The following is a 16,598-nucleotide window of genomic DNA, read 5'->3' as shown; positions in this document are numbered from 1 at the left end:
CGATACCGCATGCTTTCCATAACAGCTGCGCTTGGGCGAAACCCCTTGCGGGGCAATGCAATCATTTACAAGGGCATGAAATTTTCTCTTCGCCCCCTTGGAACGCGGGTTAAACGCCTAACGCCAGACCACCGCCATCACGACCATTGCTCGGCTTTACACGCTTTCACAAAAAATTGAGAAGAGAATCAAAACGGTTTGGCAACAAATCTACGACCCAATGAACAACATGTGGATCTCCACATTGTTGGCGGCCATTCCGGTCGTGGTCATGCTGGTGGGCTTGGGCTTTTTACACATGAAGGCCCATATTGCGGCAGGCGCGGGCTTGGTCGCGGCACTGATTATTTCGGTGTTCGTCTACAACATGCCCGCAGAAATGGCGGGGCGCGCTGCGCTGTTTGGGGGGTTCACCGGTCTGCTGCCCATCGGCTGGATCGTGCTGAACATCATCTTCTTGCACCAGCTGACCGAGCAAAACGGCAGCTTCAAGGTGCTGCAAGACTCACTGTCGGGCATCACGGAAGACCGCCGCATTCAGCTGCTGCTGATTGCCTTCTCCTTCGGCGCCTTCTTTGAAGGTGCGGCGGGCTTCGGCACACCCGTGGCGGTGACTGCAGCCATCCTGATTGGTCTGGGCTTTTCGCCGCTGGCAGCCTCTGGCCTGTCCCTGATCGCCAACACCGCCCCCGTGGCCTTTGGCGCGCTGGGCACACCAGTGATTACGCTGGCCAAGGTGCACGGCTATGACCTGATGGAAGTGACGGCCATGATCGGTCGCCAACTGCCCTTCTTCTCGGTGCTGGTGCCGTTCTGGCTGATCTGGGCGTTTGCCGGTCGCAAGGGCATGATGGAAGTCTGGCCTGCGATTTTGGTGGCGGGCGTGTCCTTCGCGATTCCGCAGTATCTGGTGTCGAACTTCATCGGCCCCGAGCTGGTGGACATCATTGCAGCCATCGTCTCCATGGCGTGCTTGGTCGGTTTCCTGCGTTTTTGGCAGCCCAAGAAGATTTGGACTTCTGCCTCGCTGCGCGGCAAAGACGTGAGCGCTTCCGAAGTGAAGCCCGCCCAGCCTGCCGTCAAGCACAGCCGCCAAGCGCTGATTGCCGCCTGGACACCTTGGGTGATCCTGTCGGTGTTCGTCTTCCTGTGGGGCATGCCTGCGGTCAAGGCCTGGTTGAACGGCATCTTCGCACCCGCCTTCCCCATGGAAGGTCTGCACCAAATGGTGTAGAAGATGCCTCCTGTGGTGCCGAACCCCACCAAGGAAGGCGCGGTCTACACCCTGAACCTGCTGTCGGCGACCGGCACCGGCATTTTGCTGTCGGCCATCCTCAGCGCGTTCGTGATGAAGTACAGCCCCGTAGCCATCGTGCGCACCTTCTTCAAGACACTGTGGCTGGTGCGCTACTCACTGCTGACGATTGTGCTGATGCTGGCACTGGGCACGCTGTCGCGCTACTCGGGCACTGACACCACCTTGGGTCTGGCCTTCGCCAACACCGGCATGTTCTACCCCTTCTTCGGCACGCTGATGGGCTGGCTGGGCGTGGCGCTGACCGGCTCTGACACCGCATCGAACGTGCTGTTTGGCGGTATGCAAAAGGTGGCTGCGGAGCAGCTGGGCCTGTCGCCGAACCTGATGGGCGCGGCCAATAGCTCGGGCGGCGTGATGGGCAAGATGATTGACGCGCAGTCCATCGTCGTGGCCTCGACCGCCACCCGCTGGTTCAACCACGAAGGCGACATCCTGCGCTATGTGTTCTTCCACTCCGTGGCACTGGCCTGCTTGATGGGCTTGTTCGTCACCTTGCAAGCCTATGTCTGGCCGTTCCATCTGATGGTGAACTAAGCCCTATCAAAACTCAGCTTTCTATAGCTGCTGCCGCTAGTCCACAAAGGGCTAGCGGCATTTTTTATGCTTAATCGCAGCCTGCAGCGAGTCACCAGACTGTCTGCACTACGGCACTACGGCGTTTGCCGGGGGCTGCCCAATACGGCCGGTGGATACAAGGTGTGGTCCGGCTGCGGCGCCGTGGCTGCGTCCGGCTCTGACCACTGCTGCATCCAGACATCCAGCGCATCGTTGGGCGCCGGGGGCGGCGGTGCTGCGGGCGCAGGCAAAGAGGGAATGGACTCCTCAATAGCCTCTGGTGGTAGTGGTACGGGCGCTGCGGGCTGGGGTGCGGGGATGGGCTGCACGGCCGGGCGTGCAGGCTGTGGTGACTGGGGTGCAGCCGGCTGCGGCTGCGGCTGGGACGGCCACCAGGCTTGCCACTCCTGGTGCAGGCTGCTGCCCCAGCGGTGCCACCACGCACTGTCAGCGGGGGCTTCAAAGCGGGCGTGGCGCTGCAGGTCTTTGCGCTGCAGTGCCTTGTGCGTAAAGTCACCCACAATCGGCAAGGCACTGCGCGCGCCCTGCCCCCAATAATCGCTACGCAAGGTGATGCGTGCATCGTTAAAGCCCACCCAAGCGCCCGCCACCAGATGCGGGTGCATCAAGATAAACCAGCCATCTGCATTGTTTTGCGTGGTACCGGTTTTGCCCGCCACGTCATCTTGAATGCCCCAGCGGCGGCGAATATCGCGGCCCGTGCCTTTATCCACCACGCCGCGCATCATGTCGATGAGTGCGTAGCTGTCTGCCTCATCCATCGCCTGCTCAGCGGGGGGCGGGGCAAATTCAGCCAGCACCTTGCCTGTGCGATCTTCAATGCGCGTGACCATCCAGGGCGCACGGTAAGCGCCTCCGCGCACCAGGCTGCCGTAGGCATTGGCCATTTCCAGCAAGGTGACAGGGCTGGCTCCCAATGCCAAAGCGGGCACGGCTTGCAGCGCACTCTCGCGCACACCAAGATTGCGCGCCAGGCGCCCGACCTTGGCGGGCCCCACTTCTTGTACCAGTTGCGCCGTGATGGTGTTCTTGGAATATGCCAGCGCGTCGCGCAGGCGCATGGCCTGGCCGCTGGGCGCACCTGCATCGCTGGGCCGCCACACCTCACCGCCGCGCAAGGTGATTTCTACAGCCGCGTCCACACGCTGGTCATCGGCAGAGATGCCTGCCTCCAGGGCTGCGCCGTAGACAAACGGCTTGAAAGTCGAGCCCGGCTGACGGCGCGCTTGCTGTACATGGTCGAATGCATCGGTGGCAAAGTCGCGGCTGCCCACCCAGGCACGGATGGCGGCGGTCTCTGGCTCCATGGCCACAAAGCCCGCTTCAATGCGTGTTTTGCTCTGGCGCAGTTGCTGCATCAAGGCCTTGTCTTGCAGCAGCGCCTGCAGAGCGGCTTGCTCACTTTGCCCTTTTTCGCGCAAGGCCACGTAGGCCGCACTCTCACGCACCAAGCTCTGCACCAAAGGGTTGTCCGTGCGCCAGCCATCGCGCTTGTTCCAGTTGGTCGTCGCAATGGCCTGCAAGGTTCGCGTGTGGTTGCGCACGGCCTGATTGGCCTGTGCTTGCAGGCGTGCATCCAGCGTGGTGTGCACCACCAGCCCATCGGTATAGATGTTGTAGCCCTCACTGTCGGCCCAGTCGATCAGCCATTTACGCACCTGCTGCGCAAAGTGCGGCGCCATGCCCGTGGGCACTTCCTGGCGCTCAAAATTCAGCCGCAGCGGGCGCTTTTTGAGCCGCTCGAACTCATCGGCAGCCAGCACCTCGCGTTTGACCATCTGCGACAGCACCGTGTTGCGCCGTGCCACGGCACGCTCCGGATTGCGCACCGGGTTGTAGTAGCTGGTGCCCTTGAGCATGCCCACCAAGGTGGCCGACTCAATCACACTGAGCTTGGCTGCCGGCTTGTCAAAGTAGGTGCGCGCAGCCATCTCAATGCCCCAGGCGTTGTAGAGGAAGGGCACGGTGTTGAGGTAGGTCTCCAGAATTTCGTCTTTGCTGTAGAGCGCCTCAATCTTGAAAGCCGTGATGGCCTCTTTGAGCTTGCGGTTCAAACTGGCAGCGCGGCCAATTTCTTCGGGGTAGAGGTTGCGCGCCAATTGCTGGGTGAGCGTGGAGCCCCCCTGCAAATCCCCTTGCAAGCTATAAAAAGCCGAGGACAGGGTGCGGCGCCAGTCCATGCCGTGGTGCGCATAAAAGCGATGGTCTTCCGTGGCAATCAAGGCTTGAACCACCGCTGGCGCCACCTGATCCAGCGTGACCCACTGGCGGTTACTGCGCTTGAACACCGCCAGTTCTTTGCCATCCGCCGTCAGCACCTGGGCGGGCTGCTCCAGCTTGGCTTTGCGGATGTCGCTGATGCTGGGCGTGAACGGTATCAGCAGCAGCACATACAGCCCCCCAGCGGCTGGCAGCGCCACCAGCCATTGCCAGCGCCATGCAGCAAGACGCCGCCATGCTGTCCCTAGGCGCCCTCCAAAAGCTTGGATACGGGGAGTATGCTGCACCGCATTGCGCTGCGCAGCCACATGCTGCTGCAGCGCTTGCCAGCGCTGTAGCAAGGCTTGTTTAGACAGTAGGCGGGCGGCCATGCGGCGATGGGTTGGCTCTTGTTCTTGCACGATCAACGGCAATGCCTGGGGCACTGCGCAATACAGAAGGCGCACAGCATGCCGCAAAAAAAGCGCCCCAGCGGAACTGGGGCGCTTTGCCTAAGATTTCAGCAGGGCTTCCTGGTGCGCAAGCCCACAGCCCCCGCAATCAGGTGTTCTGACTGATGGTGATGGTGGGAAACTTGGCCGAGAAGTCCTTGGCTTTTTGCGCAATCTTCACGGCCACATCGCGGGCCAGCTTTTTGTAGATCTGTGCAGCTTCGCTGTCGGGTGCCGCAGCCACGGTGGGCTTGCCGCTGTCGGCCTGCTCGCGGATTTGCATGGACAGGGGCAGCGAACCCAGGAAGTCCATATTCCACTCCGCAGCCAGCTTTTTGCCGCCATCTTGGCCAAAAATGTGTTCTACATGACCGCAGTTGGTGCACACGTGCATGGCCATATTCTCGACCAAGCCCAAGATGGGCACGCCCACCTTTTCAAACATCTTGATGCCCTTGCGCGCATCCAGCAAAGCGATGTCTTGGGGCGTGGTCACAATCACCGAGCCGGTCATAGGCACCTTCTGGCTCAGCGTCAGCTGAATGTCGCCCGTGCCAGGGGGCAGGTCGATCACCAAGTAGTCCAGATCCTTCCAGTTGGTGGAGCGCAGCATTTGCTCCAGCGCCTGCGTGGCCATGGGGCCGCGCCAGATCATGGCTTCATTGGGGTTGTTCAGCAGCAGGCCAATGGACATCAGCTGCACGCCGTAATTTTCCAGCGGCTCCATGGTCTTGCCATCGCTGCTTTCGGGCTTACCTTCCACACCAAACATCATGGGCACGCTGGGGCCGTAGATGTCAGCGTCCAGCACGCCCACACGCGCGCCTTCGGCGGCCAGTGCCAGCGCCAGGTTGGCAGCGGTGGTGGACTTGCCCACACCGCCCTTGCCCGATGCCACGGCAATGATGTTCTTCACGCCGGGCAGCAGTTGCACGCCACGCTGTACCGCATGCGCCTGCACCTTGGTGTAGACATTGGCCGATACGTTTTCCACGCCAGCCACGTTCTTGGCTGCAGCAATCAGTTGCTTGCGCAGCTCAGGGATGATGCTTTTCGCGGGGTAACCCAGTTCCACATCAAAAGCCACGTCGCCACCGCTAATTTGCACGTTGCGCACCGCACGGGTGCTCACAAAATCGGTAGCAGTGTGGGGATCAATCACGCTGGCCAGTGCCGCCAAAAGGCTTTGTTCAGTTAGAGACATGCAGTTTTGTACTTATGGTTGGTGGGGTCTGAGAAAATCAGCAGCGTCTGAGTCTATCGGAGCCTTGCAACCCATATGGTCAGCGGGTTCTTGTCCCTTGGGTGCATGGGCACCTTATTCTCCCTTTGAAAGATCTCCTGCCGTGAAATTCAAAATGGCCGAAAACTCCCTGTTTGCCATCCTGCTGCGCTCGCGCTGGTGGATCAGCTTTTTGGTGGGTGCCGCCTGGGCCTTGCTGGCAGCCGCGCTGGTGCCGCAGCCCTACAAAATGATTGCCATCTTGGGCTCTCTGCCGTTTTGGGCGGTCGGCTTTGTGGCCTTTGTGCGCCAGTATGACCAGCCCACCCCTGCGCAGCAGCAAGTGATTTTGGAAACTGCCGCACAACAAAGCTGGGGCGAGTTTTCCCAGCAACTCGAGCGTGCATGGCAGATTGAGGGCTATACCGTGCAGCGCAGCCAAGATCCTGCGGTCGATTTTGTCTTACAGCGCAACGGCAAGACCACTCTGGTGGCTGCCAAGCGCTGGAAAGCTGCCGCCCACGGCGTAGAGCCCCTGCGCGCGCTGCACCAGGCCATGCAGGCCCAGCAAGCCCAGGAATGCGCCTATGTCTGCATTGCCCCCCTGCAAGACAGCGCACAGCGCTTTGCCGATACCCAGCAGATTGCAGTGCTGAGCCAGTTGACCCTCGCCACCTTGCTGCAAAAGCCCATGATGCAGCAGCCGTAACCAAAGAAAAATAAAACGATAGCGCATAGCGCTCTACGACAAAGGGTTTGCACATTAATTCATGTGCAAACCCTTTTTTAATGCGCGCAAGCTGCTCGCCTTTTACAAATATTGTTTCAATGTGTTACTTAAAATAGCGCCCACTCACGATGTAGGGGCTGCTTTGCCACTGCGTCAAGCACTCCCCCTTTCACGCGCCAGCCCATGTCTATCTGTATGCAATTGCGTTCTCTCAAGCTGCGCCTGCTGCTGCCTTACGCTACCTTGATTTTGCTGCTGACCTGTGCAATTGGCAGCTTGACCTATTGGGCAGGCGCACGCACGGTGACGGGCTTGTCCGACCAGTTGCTCAAGGAGATGGCATCACGCATGCACCAGAGCATTGAGCACCATGTCAGCGGCTCCGCAGCTGTGCTGGAAGCCGCATTTCCCACCGGCATGGCCGCGGGCGCAGATATCCGCCATGACTGGAAAGCGTTGCGCGCCCGCCTGTGGGCCGCCACCACACTGGCCCCCCGCACGAATGACTATGTCTACTACGGCAATATTGCGGGGCAAGGCGTTGGCCTCAAGCGCCACCCCGACGGCACAGCCGAGCTGCGTGTACGCACCGATGCCAACCAGCACCGCCGCTACTACCGCCTGGACCGCATTGACGGCCCAGCGCACTACCTGCGTACCGAGGCAGCCATGTTCGACCCACGCCAACGCCCGTGGTTTCAGCTGGCATCCCGTGTCGACCAGCATATGTGGACTTCGGTGTACATCGATTTCGGCATCAAAGACCTGGTGCTCACCCGAGCCCGGCGCGTGCTCAATGCCCAAGGGCAATTCGAAGGCGTGGTAGCCACCGATGTCTCACTGTGCGCCTTGAACGATGTGGTCAACGATCTGGGCCGCAGCATCCACGGACTGGCTTTTGTGGTGGAACCCGATGGGGAACTGGTCGCCGTCTCGGGCATGGACAACGTGCGCTTTGCCGATGGCGGCCGCATCGAACGTTTGACCGCCACCACCAGCGGTAACCCCTTGGTGCACAGCATTTATTTGCAAGTGCGCAGCCATTTCAACGCAACAGTTGCCCGCAGTGGCCCCGACACGGAATCAGTGTCCGAAGTCCACAACCTGCAGCTCCAAGACCAAGATGGTGAGCCACTGCACGTAGCCTTTGTGCGCGTGACCGACCACGCAGGCCTGGACTGGATTGCAGCGGTCGCCGTGCCCCGCGCCACCATCTTGGCCGACGTCTCGCGCCTTGTAGAGCTGGTGATGGTGGCCGGTGCGCTGAGCCTGTTGCTGGCTTTGCTGGTCGGCATGCGCCTGTTTGGCCGTGTGGCCGATGACGTGCGCAGCCTCTCGAACGCCGTCCAACGTGTAGGCCGGGGCGAAATCAGCAGCTCCTTTGAAACCACGCGCCAAGACGAAGTGGGTGAGCTGGCGCGCAACTTCAGCCATATGCGCCATGAGCTGTTTACCGACCGCGTCACAGGCATCTCCAACCGCAGCGCCTTGCAGCATGTGCTCAGCAACATGGTCAGCAAGCCTGTGCACGGTGCGCCCCAACCCTTTGCCGTGTTGTTCATTGATCTGAAACTGTTCAAGCAGCTCAATGACCGCTGGGGCCACGACAACGGTGATCTGGCGCTGGCAGAAGTGGCACAACGCCTGCGCCATCAAATCCGCACCGATGACCACGTGGCCCGCCTGGGCGGCGATGAATTCGTGATGGTGCTGCGCGGCATTGGCCACCGTGAAACGGCGCAAGCCATCAGCGCCAAGATGGTGGACATCATCAGCGCCCCGCTCACCACGCTGCAAGGCATTCCTGCGGGCGAAACCGTGCAACTGGGCGCCAGCATTGGCATTGCCCTGTTCCCGCACGACGCACATGACGTACACAGCCTGCTCCAGCACGCCGATCAGCGCATGTATGCCCAAAAGGCCAACAACCCCTTATCAGCAAAGCGCTAACAGCTCATAAAAAGCAAGCAAAAAAGCAGCCAGCACGGGTACACGCCCGCATTTGCTGCGCTGCGCGGCCAGCGCCTTAAAATTGTGGGTTGCTTTTGCCAGCCTACGAGAAGACCTATGTCCCAACGCAAACTATTCGTTACCACCGCCCTGCCGTACGCCAACGGCAACTTCCACATCGGCCACATCATGGAATACATCCAGGCCGACACCTGGGTGCGTGCGCAGCGAATGCAGGGCAATCAGGTGAACTTCGTGGGCGCGGACGACGCCCACGGCGCGCCCATCATGATTGCCGCCGAAAAGGCCGGCAAGACGCCCCAGCAGTTTGTGGCGGACATCGCTGCTGGCCGCAAGCCCTACCTCGACGGCTTCCACATTGCTTTTGACAACTGGAGCAACACCGACAGCCCCGAGAACCACACGCTGTCCCAGCAAATCTATCTGGACTTGAAGGCCGCTGGTTTCATCGAAACCCGCACCATCGAGCAGTTCTTCGACCCCGAGAAGAACATGTTCCTGCCCGACCGCTTCATCAAGGGCGAGTGCCCACGCTGCCACGCCAAGGACCAGTACGGCGACAACTGCGAGGTCTGCAGCTCGGTCTACGCCCCCACCGACCTGATCAATCCATTTTCCGCGTTGTCCGGTGCCACCCCGGTGCTGAAAAGCTCGGAGCACTTTTTCTTCAAGCTGTCGGACCCACGCGCCGTGGAGTTTTTGACCGAGTGGACGCAAAACGGCAAGCACGTGCAACCCGAAGTGGCCGCCAAGATCAAGGAATGGTTTGGCGTGCGCACCAACCCCGATGGCTCGACCAGCGAAGGCCTGGACGACTGGGACATCAGCCGCGACGCGCCCTACTTCGGCATCGAGATTCCCGATGCACCGGGCAAGTACTTCTATGTCTGGCTGGATGCGCCCGTGGGCTACCTGGCTTCGCTCAAGGAACTGCTCAACCGCCGCGGCGAGGATTACGACGCCTACATGGCCGACCCCGATCTGGAGCAGTACCACTTCATCGGCAAAGACATCATCACCTTCCACACGTTGTTCTGGCCTGCGATGCTGAAGTTCAGCGGCCGCAAGACGCCCACCAAGATCTGCGTGCACGGCTTCATGACCGTGAACAACGGCGAGAAGATGAGCAAGAGCCGCGGCACCGGCCTGGACCCGCTGAAGTACCTGGCCCTGAAGATGAACCCCGAGTGGCTGCGCTACTACCTGGGTGCCAAGCTCAACGGCAAGAACGAAGACATCGACTTCAACCCCGAAGACTTCATGCTGCGCGTGAATGCCGACCTGATCGGCAAGTACGTGAACATTGCCAGCCGCGCGGCAGGCTTTATTGCCAAGCGTTTTGACGGGAAGCTGGGCCAGGTCTCTGAAGACGGCCAAGCCCTGCTGGCCGCGCTGCGCGACGCCAAGGACGGCATCGTGGCGGCCTACGAAGCCCGCGATACCGCCCGCGCCGCGCGCGACATCATGGCGCTGTGCGACAAGGTCAACAGCTATGTGGACGCCAACAAGCCTTGGGAGCTGGCCAAGCAAGAAGGCATGGACACGCGCCTGCAGGACGTGTGCTCCACCTGCATCGAGGCCTTCCGCCTGCTGACGATTTACCTCAAGCCCATGCTGCCCGCTGTGGCCGTCCAGGTCGAAGCCTTCCTGAACGTGCAGCCCCTGCAGTTTGCCGACGCCGACCGCCTGCTGGGCGCTGGCCACGGCATTGGCAAGTACGAACACCTGATGCAGCGTGTGGTGGTGGAGCAGCTGGACGCCCTGTTCGAGCCGCCTGCCGCCCCCGTGGTCGAGTCCGTGAAGCCCGGTGGCGAAGAGATTGCGCCCACCATCACCATCGACGACTTTGCCAAGATCGACCTGCGCATTGCAAAAATCGTCGAATGCAAGGCGGTTGAAGGCTCGACCAAGCTGCTGCAGCTGACGCTGGACGCCGGCGAAGGCAAGATGCGCAACGTATTCAGCGGCATCGCCAGCATGTACCAGCCTGAACAGTTGCAGGGCAAGCTCACGGTGCTGGTGGCCAACCTGGCACCGCGCAAGATGAAGTTCGGCATCAGCGAAGGCATGGTGCTGGCCGCCAGCCACGCCGATGAAAAGGCCCACCCCGGCATCTATGTGCTGGAGCCCTTCCCCGGCGCCACGCCCGGCATGCGCATCGGCTGATCCTTCGCATGTTCGCTTGGCACCGCCCCTTGCGCCTGCTGGTTGCAGGGGCTGTTGCATGCTGCTTGCTCTCCGGCTGCATCACCTACACCGTGGTCAGTGCGACCGCATCTGTGGCCAGTTTGGCGGTCGATGCGGCCGTCGGCACGGTCAAAATCGTCGGTAAAGGGGTGGGCAAAGCCGCCGACGCTTTGCTGGAAGATGAACAAGAGGCTGCGGACGCCAACCCTTCATCGGAATGACCTCGAAGTCAACGATGCCTCACCTCGCCTGACGCGATCTCCATCAGCTTGCCAGCGCATCGCCGCTTGCAAGCTTTTTTTATGGCCTAGCCTTTTCCCATCAAGCGCTTACAGCTATTGTTTTTCCCCATGCACTGCAATCGCCATTGATAAAGAAGCACCGCTTTGCACCCCTCGCGCGCAGATAGACGGCGCTTATATGCAGGGTGCAGATGCTTCTAACCAATGGTTGCAACTGCCTCCCTAGAATTCGTCCCTCTGACCGCTGCGCTGGCACGTGACTGCCGCCAGAACACAGCGCCCCACGTTGACACGCCGGAGCGCGGCACCGCCGCAAGACCGGCACGCGATCGATAGGAGACCGCATGCCTTTGTCACCCGTACACACCCTGCGCCCCGCCTTGTGGCTGGCTGCAGCTTTGCTGGCCCCTGCGGCCATGGCTCAGACCACCGCAACCGCAGCAGTCGCAGCCACTGCTGCTGCATCGACCGCAGGCCCCTCGGTACAAGATATTTCCCTGATTGCGGGCACCTGTGCCAATTGCCACGGGCCAGACGGCCGCAGCACCGGCGGCATTCCCAGCCTGCGTGGTGTGCATGAGCGCCACCTGCTGCAACGCCTGCAAGCCTTCAAAGCCGGCACAGCCACCGATGCCACCGTCATGACGCGCCTGATGAAAGGCTATGACGATGCCCAGATTCAAGCCCTCGCCCAGTGGTTCAGCAAGGAGGCCAACTAATGTCTTTCAATCGCCGTACTGTTTTAGGGAGCGCTGTTGCCAGTGCTGCCACGTTGGCTCTGCCCTCCATTGTGCGCGCCCAAGCGGGCTCTGCCCATGTCGTCGTCGTCGGTGGCGGCTTTGGCGGCGCCACAGCTGCGCGCTATCTCAAAGCCCGTGCGCCCCAGGTGCGCGTGACGCTGATCGAGCCCGCACAGACCTTCTACACTTGCCCGTTTTCCAACCTGTATCTGGCGGGCCTGCGCACCTGGGACAGCATTGCTCACGGCTATGACGGCCTGCGCAAAGCAGGGGTCGAAGTGATTCACGCCCGTGCCGACAATGTCGACACTGCGGGCAAGCGGGTGTTTTTGTCCAACGGCAAGCTGCTGCACTACGACAAGCTGGTGCTCTCGCCCGGCATTGACATGCGCTGGAATGCGCTGGAAGGTTATGACGAAGCCGCTGCCGAGCTGGCGCCCCACGCCTGGAAGGCCGGCGCGCAAACGCAGCTTTTAAAGAAACAGCTGGACGCCATGCCTGACGGCGGCAAGTTTGTGATGGTGATTCCGGCCAACCCTTTCCGCTGCCCGCCCGGCCCCTACGAGCGCGCCGCCATGGTGGCGCACTACTTCAAGCAGCACAAACCCAAAAGCAAGATTTTGCTGCTGGACAACAAGGACGCTTTCTCCAAGCAAGGCCTGTTCCTGTCGGGCTACAAGGCGCTGTATGGCGACATGATCGAGTGGGTCAAGCAATCCGACGACGGCCAGGTGGTGCGCGTCGATGCCAAGAACCTGGAAGTAGAAACTGCTTTCGGCACCAAGCACAAGGCCGATGTGCTGAACGTTATCCCACCGCAAAAGGCCGGCTTCATCGCCGAGCGCGCCGGGGTGACCGACGCCAGCGGCTGGGTGCCCATCAAAGCCGAGAGCTTTGCATCGCAACAGGTCAAAGACGTGTATGTGCTGGGCGATGCCACCCAAGCTGCGCCCATGCCCAAATCCGGCTTTGCCGCCAACACCCAGGGCAAGGTGGCTGCAGCAGCGATTGCTGCAGAGTTGCTGGGCCAGCCGATTGCCACCGGCGCTTTTGCCAACACTTGCTACAGCCTGATCGGCACGGACTACGGCATCTCGGTGGCGGGCGTGTACCGCAGCGAAGCCGGCAAGTTGATTGAGGTGCCCGGCTCCGGCGGTGTCAGCCCTGCCAACGCCGATGCAGGATTCCGCAAGGCCGAAGCCGATTACGGCGCGGCTTGGTACAAGGCCATCAGCGCGGATATCTGGGATAGATAACGAAGTTCATCCCCCTGAGGCGCTAACGCGCCTTCCCCCTCGCAACTTTCCGTTGCGGGAAGGGGGTACCGCCATCGCTGCGGGGCGGCCCTTGCTCGGCGGTTCTGGCGAAAGGGGGCTGCTTAAACATCTGCTGTTGCGCTGAGTTTGCCAACAGTCAACTTTGCCTCGCAACTTTTCAGGTGCGAGGCTTTTGCATCTGTGCAGCCGTGGTTTAGCATGCGCCCTGCTTGAGGATTGATATGTTGTTGTGGTCTACATTTTTTCTGGGTGTGGTGTTTGGCGTGTTTGCACGCTGGGGGCGTTTTTGTTTGCTGCGCGGCCTGCGCCAAGCCACGGGCCTGGATAGCAGCGAAGGGCGTGGCAACGCACCAGCGCTGCAGGCCTTTGCACTGGCGCTGGCCGTAGCCTTGCTGGCATCGCAGGGACTGCAATGGATGGGTGTGGTCGATCTGACGCAGGCCCAGATCGTGCGGCCCAACTTCTCTGCACTCGGCGTATTCATCGGCGGCGCTGTCTTCGCGCTGGGCATGGTGTTGGCCAATGCCTGCGGCGCGCGCTCACTGGTGCTGCTGGCAGGCGGCAACCTGCGCGCGCTGGTCACGGTGGTGTTTTTGGCGCTGGGTGCGCAGGCCAGCTCCACCGGCGTGCTGGTGCCGCTGCGTCAATGGTTCCAAGGGATTGCGCCCTCTGCGCTGGAGCACAGCACGCTCACCCAGCAATTACAATCAAATAGCCTCTCCGCCCTTACCATCTATGCGTTGACAGCTATCATTCCTGCACTTCTCTTGGTGATTTACGCCCTGTGGCGCCCTGCGCTGCGCCGCAGCCCGGCGCAGTGGCTCTCAGCCCTGGTGATTGGCGCCTTGGTGGCCGTGGGCTGGTGGATCAGCGCCCATATCGGGGTGGATGCGTTTGACCCCGCCAAGCTCACCTCGCTGAGCTTTATCTCGCCGATTGCTGAAACGCTGCTGTACGTGCAAGTCGCCGTGGGCCGGGAATTTGACGCCGCCAGCGCCTTGGTGCTGGGTGTGCTGGCCGGTGCTTGCGTGACGGCACTGGTCACAGGCACTGCACGCTGGGAGGGCTTTGACAGCCCCGCACATTTGGCCAAAAGCGCCATCGGCGGCTGGCTCATGGGCTGTGGCGGTTTGCTGGCCGCTGGCTGCTCCATCGGTCAGGGGCTCAGCGGTATGAGCACCATGGCCTGGGCAACATTTCCGGCCGTGGCAGGCATCGTGCTGACCACCGGGATCACCCTGCAGATCGTCGCCACGCGCCGTTCAATATGACAAAGCGGATGTTAACCCCTGCTCACTGAGCGCTATGCGTCCACCCTGAATGCAGCGCCTTCCCCTAGAATCGCTCGCATAGACAGCTCTGCTTGTGCCGCGTGTCGGCTAAGAGGGATTACCCCCCATCCTTGCCTGTGCCACCCCTGCTTCGTGCAGGAGCAACACATTCAACGCCCAAGCCTGCTTAGGAACCCGTTGATTTGCACAGGATGTGGCTTCTGCCACGCCAGGAGCCTGAACAATGCCCCCCCAACCCACCGATGTTTGCTTTGCACTGCAGCGCCCCGCGCGGCTGCGGCAGGGCAAGCGCTGTGCGTGCGGTCGGCATGGCCTGCCCCTTTCCCTTTGCTTCAAGTGCCAGCGCAAGCCCCGCGCTGGCCCCAGCACGCAAGGTCTGTCGATTGGAAACACCTATTTCCCACTCTGAGGAGCCACTATGACCATGCAACGTCGCCGTTTTTTAATGACCCCGCCCGCCATGGCATTGGGCGCAGCCGCTGCGGCAGCCCCGATTGCCACGCTGGCAGCCCCCACCATCATGACGCCCCAATCGCGCATCCTGCCCCGCACGGGCAAGGGCCCGCGCATTGTGATTTGCGGCGGTGGCTGGGGCGGAATGACCGCTGCGCGCTATCTGCGCGAGCTGATCCCGAACTCGGACGTGGTGCTGCTAGAGCGCAACCCCACCTTCTGGTCGGGCCCCATGAGCAACAAGTGGCTGATCGACATCGTGAACACCGATTTCATCAACCGCGACATGCTGCACCCCGCCAACAAGTACGGCTACCACCTGCTGCAAACCGAAGTGACCGGTTTTGAGCGCGACAAAAAGCTGGTGCGCACGGCCCACGGCCTGATCGAGTACGACTACCTGATTCTGTCCGGCGGTATCCGCAACGACTACGAAGCCTGGTTTGGCAACGACCAAAAGGCCATCGACTACACCCGCAAACACTTCCCCAACGCCTACATCCCCAACCAGGAGATGGTGGCGCTGAAGAACAAGGTGAAAAACTTCAAGGGCGGCACCATCGTGATGACGCTGCCCCCACCACCGCACCGCTGCCCCCCCTCGCCCTACGAGCGCGCTTGCCTGATTGCCTGGCACATCAAGGCCAACAAGATTCCCGGCAAGATTTTGATTCTGGACCCCAAGCCCAAGATCGCGCCCATCGGCGTGGGCTACAAACAGGCGTTTGAAGAGCTGTACCCGGACATCATCACCCACGTACCCAACGCCCGTGTGCAGGAAGTGGACCCCTTCAACAAGAAGATCAAGACCGCCGCCGGTGAATTCAAGTTTGATGACGCCATCTTGATGCCCCCCCACCAAGCTGCTGAAATGGTGTGGTGGGCTGATCTGATTGGCAAAGACCCACAAACCGGCAAGCCCACAGGCTGGGCCGATATGGACACCCGCTACTTCACCGCCAAGACCGACGACAGCGTCTACTTTGTGGGTGATTTGATGGGTGCCATCTCGCCCCAGTTTGGCCACTACCCCAAGAGCGCCCACGTGGCCAACTACATTGGCAAGATCGTCGCCAAGAACATCTCGCAGCGCGTGGCAGGCAAGGAAGTGACGCCGCTGCTGCCCGACAACCTGTGCTACATGATGGTCAACGGCGATCCGCAGGAAGAAATATCGGTGAAATTTGAGTACGAGATTGACGCCGCTTCGGGCAATGTGCACCAGACGCAAATCGATATGGACGTGCGCACCGCCGATTTGGTCAAGGAAGACTTCGCGTGGATCAATGGTAAGTTCAGCGACTTCCTGGGCATCTAACCCGGTCTGACGGAATCGCCGCACGCTGCCCCCGCTCTTGCCTGCTGCAAGAAAAGGGGCAACTTTGCATGTATACGCACCGGCGAGCACGCTCTGCCGCCCACACGCTCTGCTATGAAAACCGCAACTTCTCCGACCCTGACCCGCCGCCGCCTGGTGGCTGGCGCAGCCGCTGCTGGCGCCACGCTGGCCCTGCCCGGCATGGCCGCAGCACAAAACGCTGCACCCACGCCGCTGGTTGGCCCGTTGGCCCCCAACCCCGTGGAATTCAAGAAAACCATGGCGCAATTCATTGGCAGCGCCAAGCCACAGGCCGAGGGCTTGCAGCTGGACATTCCCGTGCTGGCCGACAACCCCAGCGCCGTTCCCGTAAAAGCCAAAGTCACCCTGCCCATCACCGAGCAAGACTGGTGTGAAGAGCTGATGATCGTGGCCGAACTCAACCCCATCCCCTTGGCCTGCCGCATGCAATTCACGGCCGAAACCGGTGCCGCGGAAGCTGCTGTGCGCATCCGCCTGAGCCAGTCACAGGCCGTGCATGTGCTCGCTCGGATGAAAAGCGGCGTTGTGCTGCAAGGCAAGCAAAACGTGACCGTGGCCGCCAGTGGCTGCGGCATGTAA

General features: G+C 61.1%; 11 protein-coding genes and 1 pseudogene. 10 read left to right on the top strand and 2 right to left on the bottom strand.

The genetic code is table 11. The features are described 5' to 3' along the window. Positions 1 to 187 precede the first annotated feature (187 nt). Positions 188 to 1,852 (top strand): annotated as a pseudogene (locus QEP12_RS10150) (L-lactate permease). Positions 1,853 to 1,968: 116 nt separating this feature from the next. Here the strand turns inward: QEP12_RS10150 and QEP12_RS10145 are convergent. Continuing rightward, the gene (locus QEP12_RS10145; RefSeq protein ID WP_284214149.1) at positions 1,969 to 4,485 is read right to left on the bottom strand and encodes a penicillin-binding protein 1A; all 2,517 of its coding nucleotides are present in this window, start codon (positions 4,483 to 4,485) and stop codon (positions 1,969 to 1,971) included. Between the two features lie 169 nt (positions 4,486 to 4,654). Next, positions 4,655 to 5,749 (bottom strand): iron-sulfur cluster carrier protein ApbC, encoded by a 1,095-nt coding sequence (gene apbC / locus QEP12_RS10140; protein ID WP_174862927.1) that lies wholly within the window; start codon positions 5,747 to 5,749, stop codon positions 4,655 to 4,657. 142 nt (positions 5,750 to 5,891) lie between these two features. On the opposite strand from apbC, the gene QEP12_RS10135 reads away from it, so the two are divergent. The 9 genes from QEP12_RS10135 (at position 5,892) to QEP12_RS10095 (ending at position 16,598) form a co-directional block, all read left to right on the top strand. Next, positions 5,892 to 6,476, top strand: coding sequence for a restriction endonuclease (locus tag QEP12_RS10135; protein ID WP_284214148.1), 585 nt, complete (start codon positions 5,892 to 5,894; stop codon positions 6,474 to 6,476). Positions 6,477 to 6,692: 216 nt separating this feature from the next. Next, complete coding sequence (locus tag QEP12_RS10130) at positions 6,693 to 8,447, top strand: diguanylate cyclase domain-containing protein (protein WP_284214147.1); 1,755 nt, start codon at positions 6,693 to 6,695, stop codon at positions 8,445 to 8,447. A 117-nt stretch (positions 8,448 to 8,564) separates the two neighbouring features. Then, positions 8,565 to 10,634, top strand: a complete 2,070-nt coding sequence (metG, locus tag QEP12_RS10125; protein WP_284214146.1) for a methionine--tRNA ligase — start codon at positions 8,565 to 8,567, stop codon at positions 10,632 to 10,634. An 8-nt stretch (positions 10,635 to 10,642) separates the two neighbouring features. Next, a complete protein-coding gene (locus QEP12_RS10120) occupies positions 10,643 to 10,876 on the top strand; it encodes a hypothetical protein (protein ID WP_284214145.1) in 234 nt (77 codons plus the stop codon). A 365-nt stretch (positions 10,877 to 11,241) separates the two neighbouring features. Continuing rightward, on the top strand, positions 11,242 to 11,616 hold the full coding sequence (locus tag QEP12_RS10115; RefSeq protein WP_284214144.1) for a c-type cytochrome: 375 nt from the start codon (positions 11,242 to 11,244) through the stop codon (positions 11,614 to 11,616). Beyond that, positions 11,616 to 12,893, top strand: coding sequence for an NAD(P)/FAD-dependent oxidoreductase (locus tag QEP12_RS10110; protein WP_284214143.1), 1,278 nt, complete (start codon positions 11,616 to 11,618; stop codon positions 12,891 to 12,893). The genes QEP12_RS10115 and QEP12_RS10110 overlap by 1 nt, the downstream gene beginning before the upstream one ends. A 242-nt stretch (positions 12,894 to 13,135) precedes the next feature. Beyond that, positions 13,136 to 14,185 (top strand): YeeE/YedE family protein, encoded by a 1,050-nt coding sequence (locus tag QEP12_RS10105; protein ID WP_284214142.1) that lies wholly within the window; start codon positions 13,136 to 13,138, stop codon positions 14,183 to 14,185. A 445-nt stretch (positions 14,186 to 14,630) separates the two neighbouring features. Next, positions 14,631 to 15,977: an FAD-dependent oxidoreductase gene (locus QEP12_RS10100; RefSeq protein ID WP_284214199.1), complete on the top strand. Its 1,347-nt coding sequence runs from the start codon at positions 14,631 to 14,633 to the stop codon at positions 15,975 to 15,977. A 114-nt stretch (positions 15,978 to 16,091) separates the two neighbouring features. After that, entirely contained in the window at positions 16,092 to 16,598 is a 507-nt protein-coding gene (locus QEP12_RS10095) for a thiosulfate oxidation carrier protein SoxY (protein WP_174864062.1), read from the top strand.

This window comes from Comamonas jiangduensis (assembly GCF_030162955.1).
In the GTDB taxonomy this organism is placed as follows: domain Bacteria; phylum Pseudomonadota; class Gammaproteobacteria; order Burkholderiales; family Burkholderiaceae_C; genus Comamonas; species Comamonas jiangduensis.
Note: the sequence above shows the minus strand (reverse complement) of the source record. Positions and strands in the feature narration are given on the sequence as shown.